The 19,222-nt window shown below is 38.9% G+C and carries 17 protein-coding genes; 10 read left to right on the forward strand and 7 right to left on the reverse strand.

Annotation, left to right across the window (positions count from 1 at the left end; translation table 11 throughout):
- Nucleotides 1–229 precede the first annotated feature (229 nt).
- Both ABJN95_RS18770 and rho read right to left on the reverse strand, forming a co-directional pair.
- A complete protein-coding gene (locus ABJN95_RS18770; protein ID WP_348372709.1) occupies nucleotides 230–988 on the reverse strand; it encodes a hypothetical protein in 759 nt (252 codons plus the stop codon).
- Nucleotides 989–1,200: 212 nt separating this feature from the next.
- Nucleotides 1,201–2,811 carry a transcription termination factor Rho gene (gene rho, locus ABJN95_RS18775; RefSeq protein ID WP_348372711.1) on the reverse strand — a complete coding sequence of 537 codons (1,611 nt, stop codon included), beginning with the start codon at nucleotides 2,809–2,811 and terminating at the stop codon, nucleotides 1,201–1,203.
- A 194-nt stretch (nucleotides 2,812–3,005) separates the two neighbouring features.
- Here rho and ABJN95_RS18780 point away from each other — a divergent pair, with 194 nt between their 5' ends.
- Nucleotides 3,006–3,416: a DUF4293 domain-containing protein gene (locus tag ABJN95_RS18780; protein WP_348372712.1), complete on the forward strand. Its 411-nt coding sequence runs from the start codon at nucleotides 3,006–3,008 to the stop codon at nucleotides 3,414–3,416.
- 54 nt (nucleotides 3,417–3,470) lie between these two features.
- Here ABJN95_RS18780 and ABJN95_RS18785 read toward each other — a convergent pair whose 3' ends face one another.
- Together ABJN95_RS18785 and ABJN95_RS18790 are read right to left on the reverse strand one after the other, a co-directional pair.
- Nucleotides 3,471–4,304 carry a formylglycine-generating enzyme family protein gene (locus ABJN95_RS18785; RefSeq protein ID WP_348372714.1) on the reverse strand — a complete coding sequence of 278 codons (834 nt, stop codon included), beginning with the start codon at nucleotides 4,302–4,304 and terminating at the stop codon, nucleotides 3,471–3,473.
- Nucleotides 4,301–4,795, reverse strand: coding sequence for a metallophosphoesterase family protein (locus ABJN95_RS18790; protein WP_348372716.1), 495 nt, complete (start codon nucleotides 4,793–4,795; stop codon nucleotides 4,301–4,303). The genes ABJN95_RS18785 and ABJN95_RS18790 overlap by 4 nt, the downstream gene beginning before the upstream one ends.
- 212 nt (nucleotides 4,796–5,007) lie before the next feature.
- Here ABJN95_RS18790 and truA point away from each other — a divergent pair, with 212 nt between their 5' ends.
- Both truA and ABJN95_RS18800 read left to right on the forward strand, forming a co-directional pair.
- Nucleotides 5,008–5,760, forward strand: coding sequence for a tRNA pseudouridine(38-40) synthase TruA (gene truA, locus ABJN95_RS18795; RefSeq protein ID WP_348372717.1), 753 nt, complete (start codon nucleotides 5,008–5,010; stop codon nucleotides 5,758–5,760).
- The gene (locus ABJN95_RS18800; protein ID WP_348372718.1) at nucleotides 5,753–7,519 is read left to right on the forward strand and encodes an ABC transporter ATP-binding protein; all 1,767 of its coding nucleotides are present in this window, start codon (nucleotides 5,753–5,755) and stop codon (nucleotides 7,517–7,519) included. The genes truA and ABJN95_RS18800 overlap by 8 nt, the downstream gene beginning before the upstream one ends.
- Before the next feature lie 2 nt (nucleotides 7,520–7,521).
- On the opposite strand, the gene ABJN95_RS18805 is transcribed toward ABJN95_RS18800, so the two are convergent.
- The 3 genes from ABJN95_RS18805 to folP all read right to left on the reverse strand — a co-directional run bounded on the left by ABJN95_RS18805 (nucleotide 7,522) and on the right by folP (nucleotide 10,007).
- Nucleotides 7,522–8,307 carry a DUF3667 domain-containing protein gene (locus tag ABJN95_RS18805; RefSeq protein WP_348372720.1) on the reverse strand — a complete coding sequence of 262 codons (786 nt, stop codon included), beginning with the start codon at nucleotides 8,305–8,307 and terminating at the stop codon, nucleotides 7,522–7,524.
- A 9-nt stretch (nucleotides 8,308–8,316) separates the two neighbouring features.
- Nucleotides 8,317–9,102, reverse strand: a complete 786-nt coding sequence (locus tag ABJN95_RS18810; protein WP_348372722.1) for a diadenylate cyclase — start codon at nucleotides 9,100–9,102, stop codon at nucleotides 8,317–8,319.
- A gap of 74 nt (nucleotides 9,103–9,176) precedes the next feature.
- Complete coding sequence (gene folP / locus ABJN95_RS18815; protein ID WP_348372724.1) at nucleotides 9,177–10,007, reverse strand: dihydropteroate synthase; 831 nt, start codon at nucleotides 10,005–10,007, stop codon at nucleotides 9,177–9,179.
- Between the two features lie 114 nt (nucleotides 10,008–10,121).
- On the opposite strand from folP, the gene ABJN95_RS18820 reads away from it, so the two are divergent.
- The 7 genes from ABJN95_RS18820 to ABJN95_RS18850 all read left to right on the forward strand — a co-directional run bounded on the left by ABJN95_RS18820 (nucleotide 10,122) and on the right by ABJN95_RS18850 (nucleotide 19,110).
- Nucleotides 10,122–10,673 (forward strand): DUF1599 domain-containing protein, encoded by a 552-nt coding sequence (locus ABJN95_RS18820; protein WP_348372726.1) that lies wholly within the window; start codon nucleotides 10,122–10,124, stop codon nucleotides 10,671–10,673.
- Nucleotides 10,670–11,767, forward strand: a complete 1,098-nt coding sequence (locus ABJN95_RS18825) for a BT_3928 family protein (protein ID WP_348372728.1) — start codon at nucleotides 10,670–10,672, stop codon at nucleotides 11,765–11,767. The genes ABJN95_RS18820 and ABJN95_RS18825 overlap by 4 nt, the downstream gene beginning before the upstream one ends.
- A gap of 32 nt (nucleotides 11,768–11,799) precedes the next feature.
- Nucleotides 11,800–12,549, forward strand: a complete 750-nt coding sequence (tpiA, locus tag ABJN95_RS18830; RefSeq protein WP_348372730.1) for a triose-phosphate isomerase — start codon at nucleotides 11,800–11,802, stop codon at nucleotides 12,547–12,549.
- 166 nt (nucleotides 12,550–12,715) lie between these two features.
- Nucleotides 12,716–13,552, forward strand: coding sequence for a 50S ribosomal protein L11 methyltransferase (gene prmA / locus ABJN95_RS18835; RefSeq protein ID WP_348372731.1), 837 nt, complete (start codon nucleotides 12,716–12,718; stop codon nucleotides 13,550–13,552).
- A 32-nt stretch (nucleotides 13,553–13,584) separates the two neighbouring features.
- Nucleotides 13,585–13,860 carry an ATP-dependent Clp protease adaptor ClpS gene (locus tag ABJN95_RS18840; protein WP_348372733.1) on the forward strand — a complete coding sequence of 92 codons (276 nt, stop codon included), beginning with the start codon at nucleotides 13,585–13,587 and terminating at the stop codon, nucleotides 13,858–13,860.
- Entirely contained in the window at nucleotides 13,853–16,714 is a 2,862-nt protein-coding gene (locus ABJN95_RS18845; RefSeq protein ID WP_348372734.1) for a triple tyrosine motif-containing protein, read from the forward strand. Before ABJN95_RS18840 ends, ABJN95_RS18845 begins: the two co-directional genes overlap by 8 nt.
- Nucleotides 16,715–17,016: 302 nt before the next feature.
- On the forward strand, nucleotides 17,017–19,110 hold the full coding sequence (locus tag ABJN95_RS18850) for a family 16 glycosylhydrolase (protein ID WP_348372736.1): 2,094 nt from the start codon (nucleotides 17,017–17,019) through the stop codon (nucleotides 19,108–19,110).
- The last annotated feature ends 112 nt before the right edge of the window (nucleotides 19,111–19,222 follow it).

Genomic DNA, 19,222 nt, shown 5'->3' on the forward strand with positions numbered 1-19,222 from the left:
CCATAAATGATTTGAAAGGTTTCATAGTCTCTCACCATTACCCCCAAAAGTTCGCATAAAAATGTGTACGCAAGAAGTATGGGAAAATACCTCAGGACCGTATCAAAGTATTTTGGATAATGAACAAGGGAAACTACGAAAGTAATACCGTAAAAAACTAAAAAGTAGTTCTCTTTTAGAAACTCAAACACTTCTATTTTTATGAAGTTATCTATTGATATTGACTTTTTTAATTATAGGGTGGTGGAATACCACCTCCTCTATTCATTGTATAGCTCTTATCATCAAAAAACATTGGAGCCAAATTGGTCTTCGAAGTAGCGATTTCAGGTAAAAAAGAAGCAAAAGACTTTTTATCCTTGTCGTACAAACTGCTTGTTAATTGTATTTTACTTCGCTTGAAATCATCATCTAACAAAATCATTTTTAGTTCGCCTTCGGTGCTTTCCTGACCAAAATAGGCATAATCTCTATCCCCTTTTTTAATTGTAGGAGTAATGAATACAGAGTTCTGCCTTACTCTTGCCGCAGTGTCTTTAGGAAACAAATCTTGCTCCGGATAGTTTGAAAGGTAAAATCGTAAGGTCGATATCTTTACACCTGCTTTTTCTGCTTCTGCCTCTATATACGCCATATATTTTTTAATGGTATCATACTCATAGTAAACATAACGTGTTACATCAAACCGTTTTTGGGCGGCAGCTGCAGCCGATTCGGCCTCATTGGTTTTGTTTTCTATTTTTTGCTGCTGCATCTTATCGTCATAGCCCCTTCTATCAATGGAATCCTCATAGCGTTGAATTAGAGGTACGCGACGTCTTTCGTAAGTATCATACATCTGTTTTGCCTCCTGCACGGTAACAATTTGATCTGGAGCTTCTACTGGCTTTTGATCTTTGGGTTTGTCTTTTTGAACACAGCTTGATAAAGCAAAAATGGAAAGGAATACAAGGCTAAGTGGAAACCACTTTCTTTTAAGGTTTGTCATGACATAGATATTTTAATGGTTGTTGTTTACGCAAAAACTAGGGGGAAGACATACTTTTGCTACCCTAAAGATATTTTAAAATATAAGGAATCGAAAAAAAAAGCAAAATAATAACGGTTTGTGAGTGAATAGGGTATAAAAAATCCCAAAAACCAAAGCACTTTAAACCTTGGAATTTGGGATTTGTTTTTTGGAATATTCCGCGGTAGCGGTTATTGATTCATCGTCATTAAGAATTCTTCGTTATTCTTGGTTTGCTTGAAACGCTGTTCAATGAATTCCATGGCCTCTACGGGGTTCATATCTGCGAGATACTTTCGCATGATCCACATACGTTGAATGATGTCTTTGTCCAATAACAAATCATCTCTACGTGTACTGGAAGAGGTAAGATCGATTGCCGGGAATATTCTTCGGTTCGATATCTTACGATCTAATTGAAGCTCCATATTACCTGTACCTTTGAATTCTTCAAAGATCACCTCGTCCATTTTTGAACCAGTATCCGTTAAGGCGGTAGCGATAATAGATAAAGATCCGCCGCCCTCAATATTTCGAGCAGCACCAAAGAAACGTTTTGGCTTATGTAAGGCATTGGCATCAACACCACCACTCAATACCTTACCCGAGGCAGGTTGAACAGTATTATAGGCCCTGGCCAATCTGGTGATCGAGTCTAATAGGATAACCACATCATGTCCACATTCTACCAACCGTTTTGCTTTTTCAAGTACAATATTTGCTACGCGTACATGTTCAGTGGCTTCCTTATCAAAAGTAGAGGCAACAACCTCGCCTTGAACGTTACGCTGCATGTCGGTAACTTCTTCAGGGCGTTCATCTATTAAAAGAATAATTTGATATACTTCAGGATGATTCGCCGCTATACCATTGGCAATATCTTTCAACAACATCGTCTTACCTGTTTTTGGCTGCGATACGATCATACCTCTTTGCCCTTTACCGATAGGGGAGAACAAATCGATGATTCGTGTTGAAATCGTACTTTGGCGTTCTGCCAAATTAAATTTTTCTTCAGGAAATAAAGGGGTCAAATGCTCAAAAGAAACACGATCACGAACGATCTGCGGGTCGATACCGTTGATTTTGTTCACCTTAATAAGGGGAAAATATTTTTCACCCTCTTTTGGTGGGCGAACATTTCCTAAAACCGTATCACCTGTTTTCAATCCGAACAAACGAATCTGAGATTGGGAAACGTAAATATCATCAGGAGAAGACAAATAATTGTAATCTGAAGAACGCAAGAAGCCATAGCCGTCTTGCATGATGTCAAGTACCCCTTCGCTCTCTATAATGCTATCGAATTCGAATTCAGGTTCTTTATATCGATTCTTTAAATCTTTGTCGAAGTTGTTTTTGTCGTGATTCCCTTTCTGCTGTTGGTGTTGTTGTTTTTTATGCGGGTTATTCTGATTTTTATGTTGACTATTCTTTTGCTGATCTCTTTTTTGGTTACCGTTTTGCTGACGCGGGCGTGGTCTTGGTCTGGGCGTAGTTTCCTCAGTTTCTGCTTTGGCCACGTTTTCCGTTGTTTTACTTTCGGTAACCGCAGCTGCTACTTCCTTTTTTTCCTCCTTTGCCACGCGAGCACGAGGCTTCGGTCTTGGTTTGTCTTCTGTAGTGCCGGTTGCAGCAGGGGCAACTTCAGCAGCAGCTTTAGGGTTGGCCGCTTGTACATCTAAAATTTGGTAAACTAAATCTAATTTTTTTTGCGTTTTGTACTTGGGTACATTTAGCCCTTTCGCTATTTCCTGAAGCTCAGGTAGCTTTTTTGATTTTAAATCTGAAATCTCAAACATTAAGAATGGTATAAATTATACGTTTTGGAAAATATCTAGAAGTATATTGTTAATTGGGTACGGTTGGGGAAAGATATCCCGTCTGGTAAGTGCTGTAACTAATAACGAAACAATATTACAAATTATTTTTAGGAATGCACCTATATTTTTTAAAAAGACGTGTATTTTTGCATTCCGAGTATTGAAAATTAACAATGATTCAGAGAATACAGACCATTTACTTGCTTATCGTCGCTCTTTTAGGTGCTGTGCTACCGTTTTTTCTTTACCTCTGGTTAGACGCTGACGGGCAAGAATTTTTTGCCAAACATCATATTTGGATCGCCACTGCGTTTTACGTCATAGCTGCTTTGGCCGTTATTGCTATTTTTTTATTTAAAAACAGACAAAATCAATTTGTTGCAAACAGATTGAATATGATATTGAATCTTATTTTACTAGGATTTTTCGTTTACCGATCGCTAAACTTATCCGGAGAGACCTTGGTTTCTGAGAAGGGTATTGGGATGCTCATTCCTGTATTTTCTATCGTTTTTTTAGTCCTGGCCAACAGGGCAATAAAGAAGGATGAAGATCTTGTAAAATCTGTTGATCGCTTGCGTTAAACCTAACATCTTAGTTGTATTAGTGCGTGAAACCCGGGGTTGTTCCCGGGTTTTTTATTCCTCCCTAACTAGACGGAAACCAATTGAAAACCCCCATAAATTTGGTTCATGTGTCCTTCTATAATGCGATTGAGCATTTTCAGCTCCAAAATACCAACTTCCACCCCGAATAATTTTTAAAGCACCAGTTGGAGGTCCAGTAAGATTCTTTTCATTTTCTGCCGAATATGGTGCATACCAATTGGAAACCCATTCCCATACGTTGCCATGCATGTCATATAGTCCCCAAGCATTTGGGGCATAGCTTGCTACCGGTGTTGGCTGTCCTATGAAATTTCCCAATGTTGACTTTTTGAATTTTATTTGGGCATTATAATTGGCTAATTCATCTGATATTGAATCACCAAAGTGATAGGCAGTTGTTGTTTTTGCTTTACAGGCGTACTCCCATTCCGCTTCCGTTGGAAGTCTAAATATAACATCGTTTGACCTTGCATTAAGTTTTTCAATAAAGCTTTGAACATCATAAAAGGAAACACTTACCACCGGATAGCGTTGATGTAAGTTCCTAAAGGGTGAGGGTTTATCTGGGTGAATTTCTTCAGTACCCATTATTTCTTGCCACTGTTGTTGGGTTACTTCTGTAACACCCATCCAAAACCCTTTTTCCAAACGAACTTCATGTGGCTTGGTATAAGGTGAATCTGGGTTTTTATTATCTGTAGTACTTCCCATTGTAAATTTTCCCTTGGGAATATATACAAATTCCATCTTCGTAATAGGATCTATCCAATGTGAGTCTTTCGAATCTTTTGTTTGATTACAACTAATTAAAAGCGATATCAAGGCTGGTAGAAAGACTTTTTTGTATGTTTCAGTTAAATTCATCTTTTCCCTAACTCAACTACCTCCAAATCTTTTATATCGGCCCCGTCGATAACGAAGCGCAACATTGTGCGTACATGATGAAAACCATGTTTACCACAAGCCCCCGGGTTCATATGTAAGACACCTAGAGGTTTATCCCACATGACCTTTAGAATATGCGAATGCCCACATATAAAAAGTTTAGGAGGGTTCTCTTTGACCACCTTTCGTGTACGTATGTTGTATTTTGGTGGATATCCTCCAATATGGGTCATCAAAACATCAACACCTTCGCACATAAATCGGTTATCTAATGGAAATTCTTTTTGAATGACATGATTGTCAATGTTTCCGAAAACAGCGCGTAGCGGTTTTATTTTTGCCAAAGTATCGGTTACTGCTAAGTTGCCTATATCACCTGCATGCCATATCTCATCGGCTTGACGGGCATATTTTAAAATGGCTTCATCTATATGCGAATGGGTATCGGAGAGAAGGAGGATTTTGGTCAAATTTCTAAGGGCTAGTGGTTAGGAGTTACGACTAAGAATTAACTGCGAGATTAAAAATACGAACTATGAAATTAGAAATAAAAAAATTGAAACTAAGATGCTTACAGAAGGCGTTATACGACCCATCATGAAACCTTATTCTGATCACGAAACACCTAACCTTAAAATCCTAAACATCACCTATCTTTGTAAAACTTTAGAGATTCTTTTCATTGAGATATTTTGTTCAATTTTCATATTACGGAAAAGCCTACCACGGTTGGCAAAATCAGCCGAACGCTATAACTGTTCAAGAGCTTTTGGAAAAAGCTTTTTCTACGCTCTTGTCAACTACGGTTTCATTAGTAGGGGCCGGTCGTACTGATGCGGGGGTGCATGCCAAGCAAATGTTCGCCCATTTTGAAGTCGGCAAAATTGATAATACAATAGATTTGGTTTACCGACTAAATTCCTTCCTTCCAGATGACATAGCGGTACAAGCTATTTTTGAAGTCTCAGCTAAGGCACATGCTAGATTTGATGCCAGCGAACGCTCCTACGAATATTGGGTGACTCAGCAGAAGAATCCCTTTTATATCGATGCGGCGCATTATGTGAAACATCCCTTGGCAATTCAAAAGATGAACGAGGCCGCGGCCTTGCTTTTAGCAAACAAAGATTTTGAGTGCTTCTCCAAATCGAATACCGATGTACATACGTATTTGTGTGATGTTACCAAAGCGCATTGGAAGCAGCAAGGAGACCTTTTGGTTTTTAGCATAAGTGCCAATCGATTTCTCAGAAATATGGTACGGGCAATTGTCGGAACCCTTTTGGATGTAGGAACTGGAAAGTCGACTGTAGCTGATGTTAAATCAATCATAAATAGTAAAGACAGAAGCGAAGCGGGGTACTCGGTACCGGCAAAAGGATTATATTTGACCCGTATTTACTATCCCAATACCATCACCACAAAACATGGATAAAGATTCAGGCAAAGCATTTGATAAACGTTTGTTCAAACGTTTGTTGGTTCATACGCGTCCGTATAAGCTAACCTTTTATGGTGTCGCTTTAGCCGCAATCTTAATATCAGGATTTGCAATTTTAACACCTTTGCTTTTGCGTGAGATCATCGATGATGCGATTCGGAAAAGCAATGAGGAAAAACTGCTCTGGTTGACCTTAGCGATGCTCGCGGTTCTTTTTGCTCAAGTTGTTTGCCAATTGCTGTTTAACTACTATGCGAATTGGTTGGGTGAATCGGTCATCAAAGATATTCGCATTAACCTTTTCAAGCATATGTTGGGGTTTCGCATGAAGTATTTTGACAATTCTTCACTTGGTGTTTTGGTTACCAGGGCGGTTGCCGATATGCAACGTATAGGTGAGATTTTTAGTCAAGGTTTTTTCGTAATTGTTGCCGACTTGCTGAAAATGTTGGTGGCTGCGGGGGTAATGCTGATTATTAATTGGAAACTTGCCTTGATCGTTTTTGCCATACTACCCATAATTCTTTATGCAACACGTCTCTTTCAAAAAGCCATGAAGGTTGCTTTTATTGAGGTGCGAGCTCAAGTTTCAAATTTGAATTCTTTTGTGCAAGAACGGATTACCGGAATGAAGATCGTTCAACTATTCACTAGAGAAAAGATTGAAAGTGCAAAGTTTCGTGATATCAATGAAAAACACCAAAATGCTTGGTTGAAAACCGTATGGTATAACTCCATCTTTTTCCCTATTGCTGAAATTGTTTCGTCGATTGGAGTAGGACTGATCGTGTGGTATGGGGGACTGCAAAATGTATCTGGCCTTGCACAGGAAGAATTCGGAACCATCTTCGCATTTATTCTCCTTATTGATATGTTGTTCAGGCCCTTACGTCAAATAGCTGACAAGTTCAATACCCTTCAAATGGGAATGGTCGCAGCCAATCGTGTTTTTAAAATATTAGATACCCAAAGCAATATTCAAGATGTTGGTACCCTTATTAAAGACGATATAGCCGGTCGTATCAGATTTTCTGATGTACGTTTTGGGTACCTGGAAGACGAAGAGGTGCTTCATGGAGTTTCATTTGATGTGCAAGCCGGTGAAACGATAGCCATAGTTGGGGCCACGGGAGCTGGTAAATCAACAATTATCAATTTGCTGAATCGATTTTATGAAATAAATTCGGGGGCTATTCTGGTCGACGGTATTGATATCCAAGAATACGCCCTGGCATCGTTGCGGAAGCATATTGCAGTTGTCCTTCAAGATGTTTTTCTATTTGCCGATACCATAGCGAACAACATCAGTTTAAAAGATGAATCGGTGACCCTTGAAATGATTGTGCAAGCTGCCAAACAGATCGGGGTAGATGAATTTATATCAAGTCTTCCGAACGGATATGAATACAATGTAAAAGAACGGGGTAGTATGCTTTCAAGTGGGCAGCGACAGTTGATTGCCTTTCTAAGAGCGTATGTCAGTAACCCAAGCATATTGATTTTAGATGAAGCGACTTCTTCAGTAGATACCTACTCTGAACAGCTTATTCAACGAGCCACTGAAAAAATTACCGAAGGCCGAACTTCCATCATTATAGCTCACCGTTTAGCGACTATAAAAAAAGCGGATAAGATTATCGTTATGGATGCTGGTGAAATTGTAGAGACAGGCACACATAAAGAACTTTTAAAGGCAGGAGGCTATTATAGCAATTTATACGAAGCTCAGTTTTTAGCTGAAGAGGTTGCTTAGTCTTATTTTTTTGGAGCGAAATCTTGAAGTGAAATTTCCCCGGTTGCAAACAAAATCACATAGAAAAAAATAATTACCCCAATATAACCAACTCCCCATAACATGATATAGAGTATCGAACGTGGAATACGGTTGGCGAACTTGTACCTATGCATTCTGTTTACTACATAGATACCGTAAAGCAACATAATCACAATCATAAGCCAAGACAGTGAAAAATATTGGTCTGGGTTAGTTAACAACAATAGCATACTGATCGGAAAAGATACAATACTGAACTGGGCAAGACTGTACATTGCTGTTACAAACTGTTCTGACAAATTGTATTCTCTTTTATTAAATGCTACCCAGCCCGCAAAAGCGAAAACAGGGATATACAATAAAAAGAGGAATGAACTGTAGTCAAATGATAAAGACATTATTTTTTGACCTACCTCATTGTTTAAGTTTTCTCCACCCGCAATTTGCGATAAATCAATGCCGTCTTTGAAAATTTTTCGCATTATAAACATGGTGATACCTGATAGTGTAAGCGCTACCGCCAAATAACTTACAGGGTTTAAATACTTTCTTCGTATGCCATCAACATATCCTCCGATAACAACTTCTGGCTTGACAATTAGATGCCAAAAAGTTTTGAGAAACGTATTGTCTAAATTGAAATACCGTTCGGTAACATCGTACCATAAATTTTTAAGCGTAAGGCGATTACGAATAATTTTAGCTCCGCAGTTTGAGCAATACGTATAATCTGTTCTTAAGGGTAGGGTACAGTTTTTACACTCCATTGTGGAAAATTAAATCAAATCTTCTTTTAGTATTTCAGATAGTTCAGTTAAATCTTTGAATTTAATGAATTCCCCATTTCTTATATAGGAGATATCTCCTGTTTCTTCACTCACAACAATTGCAATAGCGTCGGTCTTTTCGGTGATGCTCACTGCAGCTCTATGGCGAAGGCCATAATGCAAAGGAATATTTCTTTCATTGGAAACGGGTAGAATTACCCGAGTAGCAACTATATAATTGTTTGCTATAACCACTGCACCATCATGTAATGGGCTATTCTTAAAAAAAATACTCTCGATAATAGGCTGGGTAATTTCGATATACATTTTGTCACCCGAAGACTTAATAAAATCAAGAGGATGTTTTTGCTCAATCACTAACAATGCTCCCGTACGGGTTGTCGACATGTTTTGACAAGCGTGTAAAAGGGCATCAACATTAATACTTGTCGAGAGCCCCTCCTGTCTTAAGAATTTAAAGTGTTTGAGAAAGTTGCGTTTGTTGGCAAAGTTGGTCGACCCGATCATGAGTAGAAACTTTCGTATTTCTTGTTGAAAGACAATAATCAAAGCAATTAACCCTACCTGCATGAATGCACCTACCATGCTACTGATCATTTTCATTCCCAGTAGTTCAGTGAGTTTCCAAAACCCCCAGACGATTACGATTCCAATAAAAATATTAATGGCAACCGAACCACGAACCAATTTGTAGATGTAGTAGAGTAGTACAGCAACCAGAACGATGTCGATCAGATCGGTAATCTTAAGATCAATAAAATTTAGGAAATCCAAGTTGGTCGCTGTTTTGGTAAAATTAGGAAATAAGATTTCAATACGTCAAATTAATAATCGATATGTCGAATGAACTACGAACAATTCATTAGACTGCTATAGAGTTTCACACATTCTACTGCTTCTTTAACGTCGTGAACCCTAAGAATATTGGCCCCTTTGGTTAAAGCTACCATATTTAGGGCAGTGGTGCCGTTTAAAGCTCGTTCAGCCGTAATTTCAAGGGTTTTGTATATCATCGACTTTCTACTTAGACCAACCAGCAAGGGTAAATCTAAATTTTGAAATAATTCGAGCTGCTGTAAAAGGCTGTAGTTTTGTTCAAGAGTTTTTGCAAACCCAAATCCGGGATCTACAATTATATCATGAATTCCTAAAGCTCTAGCCGCCATAACTCTTTCCGAAAAATAATACAAAATATCGGTTAAGAGGTCTTGGTATTCCGTTTTTTGCTGCATACTAAAAGGAGTACCTTTCATATGCATCATAATATAAGGAACCTTGTATTGCGCAATAGTAGACAACATGTTTTCGTCTAGCTTTCCGGCCGAAATATCATTGACTAGGGCGGCACCTGCTTCCAAACACTTGATTGCTACTTCGCTTCTAAAAGTATCAATAGATACCACCGCTTGAGGGAACTCTTTAATCAGCAACTGAATAATTGGTAGTATACGCTGAAGTTCCTCTTCTTTAGAAATAGCGTTGGCTCCTGGTCTCGAACTATAGGCTCCAACATCAATAAAAGAGGCTCCCTCATCTAGCATTTTTTCAACTTGCGACAGCACTGACTTTTCATCCTTGTACTTTCCGCCGTCAAAAAAAGAGTCTGGGGTAATATTTAAGACACCCATAATTTTGGGCTCGCTCAAATCGATTAGTGCACCTTTGCAATTAATGGTCATCTGGTTTTCTAAGGCTATATTTTGGGTAATTGGTTTGGTTTAGTCAAGTAATTGAAGTGAACTTTGACATTCACATAATTTTAAACGAAATTTACGCAAATTAGATTGATATTCATGCAGCATACTTCAGAGCAATACGATGACGTCATCAAAGATTGTCGTGATCTGTTCTTAAAAAAGATGACCGATTATGGTTGTGCCTGGCGAATTCTTAGACTTCCATCACTTACCGATCAAATTTTTATAAAAGCCCAGCGTATTCGCGGACTGCAGCAGAATGAGGTGCGCAAAGTTGATGAAGGTCAGCAAGCAGAATTCATCGGTATCATTAACTACGCTATCATGGCGCTGATTCAGTTGGAATTAGGAGTTGCTGAACAGCCTGATCTTCAGACTGAAAATGCGATAGCGCTTTATGATAAACACCTGGCTCAAACAAAAGGTTTGATGGAAGATAAAAACCACGATTATGGCGAGGCTTGGAGAGATATGCGTGTGAGTTCCTTGACCGATTTGATTCTGCAAAAGCTACTTCGTGTAAAGCAAATCGAAGATAATAAGGGTAAGACTCTAGTTAGTGAAGGTATCGATGCCAACTACCAAGATATGATAAATTACGCTGTTTTTGCTATGATTCATCTTAATGAAAGTAACCCCAAATCATGAAATATATAGTTGGTTTTAGCAGGATATTTGTTGGCGTATTATTTATTATTAGTGGCTTCATTAAGCTAAATGACCCCGTAGGTTTCTCATTTAAACTAGAAGAATACTTTAGTCAAGGCGTTTTAGACCTCCCTCTTTTTGAGCCTCATGCACTCACTATTTCCATACTTGTTGTCATTTTTGAAGTGCTGGTTGGGGTGATGTTATTGATCGGATTTCGGACTAAGTTTACGGTTTGGAGTCTCTTACTGATGATTATTGGTTTTACCTTTCTAACATTCTATTCAGCATATTTTAATAAAGTAACCGATTGTGGTTGTTTTGGTGATGCCATTAAACTTACTCCCTGGGAATCATTTACAAAAGATATCGTTCTTCTGGTATTGATTGTCATCTTATTTATAGGAAGAAAATATATACTTCCGGCCTTTAGTGTCAGAACAAATCGACTCGTAGTGTTTTTTGCCCTGGTGCTTTCAGGATTTTATGTATATCATGTTTTAAATCACCTTCCTGTAATTGATTTTAGGCCCTATGAAATTGGTAAGAATATTGAAGACGGTATGAACGTACCCGAAGGTGCCCCGGAAGCTATTTTTGAGTATGCGTGGAAATTTGATGTAAATGGTGAAGAAAAAGTGGTGGTCACCAATGGCGATTACCCTAAGGTTGATGGAAAATTTTTGGATGTTGAGACCACCGAGATTCAGAAGGGTTATGAACCACCTGTACATGATTTTACCATTGAACAAAACGGGGAAGACTTTGCAGCCTCTTTATTACAAGAGCCAAAATTGGTTATGGTTATTGCTTATGATTTGAGAAAGACCAACGAAACCGTTTACGCTGAAGTAAAAAGAGTAACCGATAACGCATTAAAGAAAGGGTACAAGGTTATCGGTATGTCTGCCTCGAATAACACACAGACCGACAAACTGATAAAAGACCATTCCTTAACTTTCGAATTCTATTTTACAGATGAGACTACCCTTAAGACCATAGTACGATCTAATCCCGGGGTTTTGGTTTTGGAGAAAGGTACCATAAAACAAAAAGTACATTATAACGATTTAGACGAATTGGAATTTAAATAGGGATTGCCCTAAAACATTTAACGAACTACAAAATGAGAAGTAAGATAGTTGCCGGAAACTGGAAAATGAATAAAAACCTAGAAGAGACTGAAGCCTTGCTTACCGGGCTTTCGGCCAAACTACCAGATACCCATGCGGAGGTTATGGTAGCGCCGACCTACGTAAATTTAAGCAACTCAGTTCGTCATCTTGAATCCTCAGCCATTCAAGTAATTGCCCAAAATATGCATTTTGCCGAGAATGGCGCTTACACAGGTGAAATCTCGGCTGATATGCTTTTGAATATCGGTATAGATACGGTGATAATTGGTCACTCAGAACGCAGGGCTTATTTTGGAGAAACTGACGAAATCTTAGCTAAAAAAGTGGAGGCCGCTTTAACAAAAGACATGAGGGTGATGTTCTGTTTTGGCGAGGAATTGGAAGATCGAAAATCAGGAAATCATTTTGCCGTAGTAGAAAGTCAATTAAAGAATGCCTTGTTTTCTTTAGATGCAAGCGTATGGCCTAAGATTGTTTTGGCATACGAACCAGTTTGGGCGATTGGAACCGGAGAAACAGCTTCTCCAGAGCAAGCGCAAGAGATGCATGCCTTTATCAGAAAGACGATTGCTGAAGCTTATGACGCTGCAATTGCGGAGCATGTTTCCATCCTCTACGGTGGTAGCGTAAAGCCAGCAAATGCTGAAGAAATTTTCTCAAAACCCGATGTGGATGGCGGATTAATTGGTGGCGCCTCTTTAAATGCCGACGACTTTGTCGCTATCATAAAAGCGATTTAAACCTTTTCTACTTTAAGCTTAAGGCAAGCTTAGATGGCACGAGTTATAGAAGATATGAAGTCTTGCTAGTATTGTTCCGCTTTAGAAAATTGATCCAAAGCCAGGATGTTCTTAGAGCTTGGAAAATAAAATTTGGCAGTACCTTTTTAAAAATCCAATGGCACAGATGTCTAATATCATTTACCTAGAATATACCTTCAAAGTAGACCCACCGCAACCTACATCAGATATACTCATTGCGCAGCTAGGGGAAGCCGGGTTTGAGAGTTTTGTAGAAAATGAGGAGGGTGTTTTGGCCTACATTCAAAAAAAAGACTGGTCTAATGAGTTATTGGAAGCGGTTGCTATTTTGAAAAATGAAAATTTTAAGATCGATTTTCACCTAAAAGAAATTGAGCAAGAAAATTGGAACGCCACTTGGGAATCTAATTTTAACCCTATTCAAGTTGATGACGTATGCGTAGTTCGGGCGCCTTTTCATGAAAAGCCACATGTTACTTATGATATTGTCATTGAGCCGAAAATGAGTTTTGGTACGGGGCATCATGAGACTACTTATATGATGCTACAGCATATTTTAGACCACGATTTTAAGGATAAATCCGTTTTAGATATGGGCAGTGGAACTGGCGTCCTGGCAATTTTGGCCGCAATGAAAGGCGCAAAATCTGTTGATGCTGTAGATATAGACCATTGGTGTTATGTAAATGCGAAGGAAAATGTTACCCGAAATAACTGCGAGCACATTCATGTATTTGAAGGCGATGTAAACACCGTAGAAGGGAAAAAATACGATGTTATAATCGCGAATATTAACAGAAATATTTTGCTATCCGATATTCCGAAATATGCGAAATGCCTGAATGCGAAGGGTATACTGTTTCTTAGTGGGTTTTATGAAGAAGACATTCCTATGATTAACTCTAAATGCGATGAGGTGGCGTTAAAGTTTCAAAAAAACCTGAAAAATAATAATTGGGTAGCCGTAAAATACGTATTTTAGGAGCGATACGAAGTTATTAAACCCTGAATAGCATGAGTACCAAAGAAAAAATATCCGAAGAGCTACTTTTAGATGAGGCGGTTGTAGATCAAAACGAAATCGTTCTTTTTAACGATGAGGTAAATACCTTTGATCATGTTATCGACACCCTGATCGATGTATGTGACCATATTCCCGAACAAGCAGAGCAATGTGCTTTAATTGTGCATCACAATGGAAAATGTACGGTTAAAACAGGAGAATATAGTGATTTAGAACCTCGATGTAGCAGGTTGCTACAGGCAGGATTAAGCGCTGAAATTGTCTAGCTTCGCTCTTCTTCCTTCCCAAAATCAAATTTCCATCTTAAAACCCATTTGGATACTTTTCATATGGGGAATTACTTTTTTGGCCTTTGGTAGATCGGTAGCTGCCCAAGAGCTTCCGCCAATTGAAAATTTCTCACCTGTTGACTATGGTGCTGAAAACCAAAACTGGGGTATTTCCCAATCCAAACAAAAGAACATCTATGTTGCAAATAACGGCGGACTTCTTGAATTCAACGGTGCTGTGTGGAAATTGTACGGGTCTCCTAATGGCTCTACCATTCGATCTGTAAAGGCAATAAAGAATATAGTTTATACAGGTTGTTATATGGAGTTTGGGTATTGGAGAAAGGATGCCATGGGTGACCTTGTCTACAATTCGATAAGTAATGACCTGACTTTTCCTTTGTTGGAGGATGAGGAATTCTGGAATATTGTAGCCTTAGAAGATTGGGTACTCTTCCAAAGTCTTGAACGTATATATATCTACCATACTTCCGATAAGTCTGTAAAGGTCATAGAATCGCCTTCTACGAAAGCACACATGTTTAATTATCAAGGAACTATTTATTTTCATAGCACGGGTAAGGGCCTTTTTAAAATTGAAAATGGAGAATCTGTATTGGTTTCGGACGATTCCGTTCTGAGAGAATCTATGGTTCTCGGAATTTTTTCGAAAGAAAACGGACCTCTTCTTGTAACGGAAAAAGGCGAGTTTTACTTTTTAGAGGATGACGGTTTGGTACAATGGAATATTCCGTTTAACCAAGAATCGGGTTTGATTAATGTGTACAGCAGTCTACAACTTTCAGACAATAGTATGATCTTGGGAACTATCTCGAATGGTATTTATCATATCGATAAAGAGGGGAATACGCTTCAAAGAATCAACCAAGAAAAAGGGCTAAATAACAATACGGTACTCTCGCTTTTTGAAGATGCAGAGCGCAATCTATGGTTAGCTCTTGACAACGGAATTAGTGTGATTAATGTCGACTCTCCTTTCAAAGAATACATTGATAAAAACGGAAAGCTGGGCGTGGTGTATGCCTCCGCAGTCTACAATGATTATTTGTACTTGGGTACGAATCAAGGGCTGTTTCACAAACGCATTGGTTTTGACGGTAACTTTGAATTCATTGCCGGGACCAAAGGACAAGTATGGCTTTTGAAAATTATCGAAGACGTTCTTTTTTGCGGGCATAATAACGGTACGTATATCATAGATCGAGGAAGGGCTCAGCTTGTTTCAGATTTTCCAGGTACTTGGGATCTGAAGCCTATCCCTAATCAAAATACCCTTTTACTTCAAGGAAATTTTAATGGTTTAAGTGTCTTAGAAAAGTCAAACGGGAAATGGGCCTTGAGAAACGTAGTGGATGGGTTTGATATTTCAAGTCGTTTTTTTGAGTTTATTGACGATGAACAGGTGGTTGTAAATCGTGAGCTAAAAGGCATTTACAAGTTACGTTTAGATGGTAAATATACCAAAGTGATAGACCTTAAGAATGAGGCATCAAAAGGCATTGGAGCTAGTTTGGTGACCTATCTTGGTAAGCTGTTGTATACCTGTGAAAATGGTATTTTTAAATATGATAGTGACCAGTCTAAATTTATAGCCGATACCTTGCTTACCAAGGCTTTTTACGGAAACGCTGATAATCCTATTGGTATTTTCATACCCGAAAAACAATCGCAACGTCTATGGTGTTTTACGAACAGCAATATTGCTTATGCGGCTCCGGCAAAGTTCGATGTAGATTCTCAAGTCAATAAAATAGCGATTCCGAAGAATGTTCGGAAAAACCTTGGTGTTTTAGGTTTTGAGAGTTTAACACCTATTGGTGACGAAAAATATCTGATAGGAATTTCAAATGGTTACCTCGTTTTAGATTTGAATAGGTTGACCACAAAAGAATACTCCGTCGGTATCAATGCTATTTCTAGAAAATCAACTGATTCAGCAATAGAAAAAGTCATTACAAACGGCAAGTCGAACTTTGAATTTGCACAGAACAATCTATACTTTTCATTTAATGTTCCTGAGTTTGATAAGTATACCGAGGTCGATTATCAATATCAATTACGGGGCATGTATGACAACTGGAGCGACTGGGAGAATACCTCAAAAGCCTCTTTCGAAAATTTGCCGTTTGGTAACTATAGTTTTAAAGTGAGGGCCAAAATAGGCAATGATCTTTCTACCAATACTGCCTCCTATGACTTCAGAATAGAAAGACCTTGGTACCTCTCAAATCTTGCCATATTTCTTTACACTTCGGGCTTTGTATTGTTGGCACTTCTAGTTCATAGATTGTACAAGAATTATTATAAGAAACAGCGTGAACAGCTTTTGAGGGATAACAAGAAGAAACTAAAGCGTAAAAAGCTTAAGGCTCAGAAAAAAATTGTTCAGCTCAATAACGAAAAGCTCAGAGAAGAAGTGGAAAGTAAGAATAGGGAGCTGGCCATCTCAACTATGAGTATTATCAAAAAGAACGAATTTTTAAATGCTATAAAAGACCAATTGAAAGGAACTGCTGAAAACCCTCAGATAAAATCTGTTATTCGAACCATAGATCGCAATATCAATAATTCGGATGATTGGAAGTTTTTTGAGGACGCTTTCAATAATGCGGATAAAGACTTTTTGAAAAAGGTGAAAACAACGCACCCTGAATTAACAGCGAACGATTTGCGCTTATGTGCCTATTTGCGATTGAATTTGTCTTCAAAGGAGATAGCTCCTTTACTTAACATATCTGTTCGTAGCGTAGAGGTAAAACGCTACCGTTTACGAAAAAAAATGAATCTTCCGCATGAAGATGGTCTTGCAGACTATATCATGGAGATCTAATTACTACAACACCACATCAGTTTACCACAACATTACCTATACAACTCTCTATTTTAACAATAGAATAGCTGATTCACTATGAATTGTCAAAACCATGGCAAAAGCCTTCATTAATTGACGATTTAGCTATTTAAAGTCATTTTTTTTGAATTGTATGTTTTTTGTATGGGTTCTTTTTATGGATTCTTTTCTCTAGTACAATATATTGCAATGCACAGTTCCGACCATTGAATACAACACTTTGTTGGAACGACTATGTTGCTATCTAAAAAGAAACTGAACTAATTTAAAGAAAACAAAAAATGAAAAATTTAAAGTACTTAGTAATTTGTTTGTTCGCAATCACTTTGAGTTGCGAGGAAGACGACAGTCCTGTTGTTTTGCCGTTGGCTAATCTGACGAGCACATCAGCAGTTAGTATGGATGGTTCCGGTACAGTTACCATCAGGGCATCAGCTCAGGGAGCAAAGTCCTATACTTTTGATTTTGGTGATGGCACTACAGGGGCATCACTTACTGGCTACATTGTAAAAACTTATAGCATGACGGGTGACAATACGTATACGGTCACTATTACCGCTGTTGATGAGAGCGGATCAAGTATAACCGAAACCATACAGGTGTCGGTAAGTATAGCAGCGGAAATACCAGCAGAGGTGAATTTATTGACCAATGGCAGTTCAAAAACGTGGTATTTGGCGGCATCGCAGCCAGGGCATCTAGGCGTTGGCCCGGCTCGTGAAGGCATAGATGGAGATTGGTGGTACCCCAAATGGTATTCTGCTCAAGCCTTTGAAAAATGTGGCAGTGAAGAATCTGATTGTTTATGTGATGACGAGCTTAGTTTTTCAGTGAATAGTGCTGGAGAAGTTACGTATGAATTGAATAATAACGGTCAAACCTATTTTAATGCAGGTCATCTTGCCACCGTAGGGGGCACAGGAGATACTGACTTGTGCTATGACTTTGATACCTCAGGATCGAAGTCTGTTGCCATATCTATGGTGTCGGGTAATGTACCTGAAGGAGAAACCACAGGTATTCAAATGGATTTTTCCGATGGAGGATTCATGGGCTACTACGTAGGATCTTCAACCTATGAGATTTTATCAATTACCGAGACTTCTTTACACGTACGAACCTTTGATGCGGCGAACCCTGATTTAGCCTGGTACCACAGATTTAGTTCTGAAGTTGATTCTGGAGGTGGTGATGAAAACCTAGCGACCATATATACCAACTTAGTTTGGGCTGATGAGTTTGATGTTGATGGTGCTCCCGACCCAGCTAACTGGACATATGACCTTGGCGCAGGTGGCTGGGGTAACGGTGAAGCACAGTCGTATACTAGTGATCCTGAAAATGTCAAAGTTGAGGGAGGAATGCTAAAAATTACCGCTATTGGCTCTGGTGATGCAGGCGGCGCTACACACTATTATGACGATGTAACTTTGGTTGCTACTGGCGGGGCTACTGCTACAGTAGAAGATTTCGAAGGTACCGCTCCGGCATTTACCGGTTTTGGTGGCGCATCAACCGATGTCATTGATAATCCAGATGCGACTGGCGACAATACTTCAATGAAGGTTGCACAATCTATAAAACCGGTTGGAGCTGAAGTTTGGGCTGGATCGTTTTTCGATTTAGACACTCCACTTGATTTAACCACCTACACTAGTATGAGTGTTAAGACTTGGTCTCCAGCAGTAGGGGCAGTGGTTAGGTTAAAGCTTGAAAACAAAGCTAATGCTGCAGAATTCGTGGAAGTAGATGCCAATACTACAATGGCAGAGGCATGGGAAACCTTAACTTTTGATCTCAGTGCGGCTCCTGCTTTTACGTATGATAGAGTAGTACTGTTCTTTGATTTTGGAGTAAGTCCTACGGGTGATGCAGCATATACGTCCGCACGAATTAAATCTGAAAACCTATACGAGTTTACTTATGGTAGGGTAGAGGTTCGCGCTAAGCTTCCTTCAGCAGGAGGTACATGGCCTGCCTTATGGGCTTTAGGTGCCAATTTTGATACCGTTGGCTGGCCAACTTGTGGTGAAATAGATATTATGGAGCATGTTGGTAATAACGCCAATGTAGTCTCTAGCGCCCTGCATTACCCCGGTAATTCAGGCGGTACAGCAGTAACAAATTCCACTTCGGTGCCTACAGCAACTTCGGAATTCCATAATTATACCGTGGAATGGACTCCAGATAGTATCAAATTCGTTGTTGACGATGAATTGATACACACGAGTTTTGTGAATACGTCAGATACGCCCTTCAATAGCGATTTCTTTTTTATCATGAATATTGCAATGGGTGGTACTTTAGGTGGAACTATTGACCCAGCATTTACACAAGATACCATGGAAGTAGATTACATCAGGGTCTATGAATAAATTAATTTGAAGTAAATTTAACCTAGGGCCAATGGAATTCTCCCCCCCATTGGCCTTTTTTTCTTCTGTTAACTAGGTTTCATAACGAAAGCTATTAAGAACGTAAAACAGC

The sequence above is a fragment of the Maribacter sp. genome, assembly GCF_039974175.1.
Lineage (GTDB): Bacteria > Bacteroidota > Bacteroidia > Flavobacteriales > Flavobacteriaceae > Maribacter_C.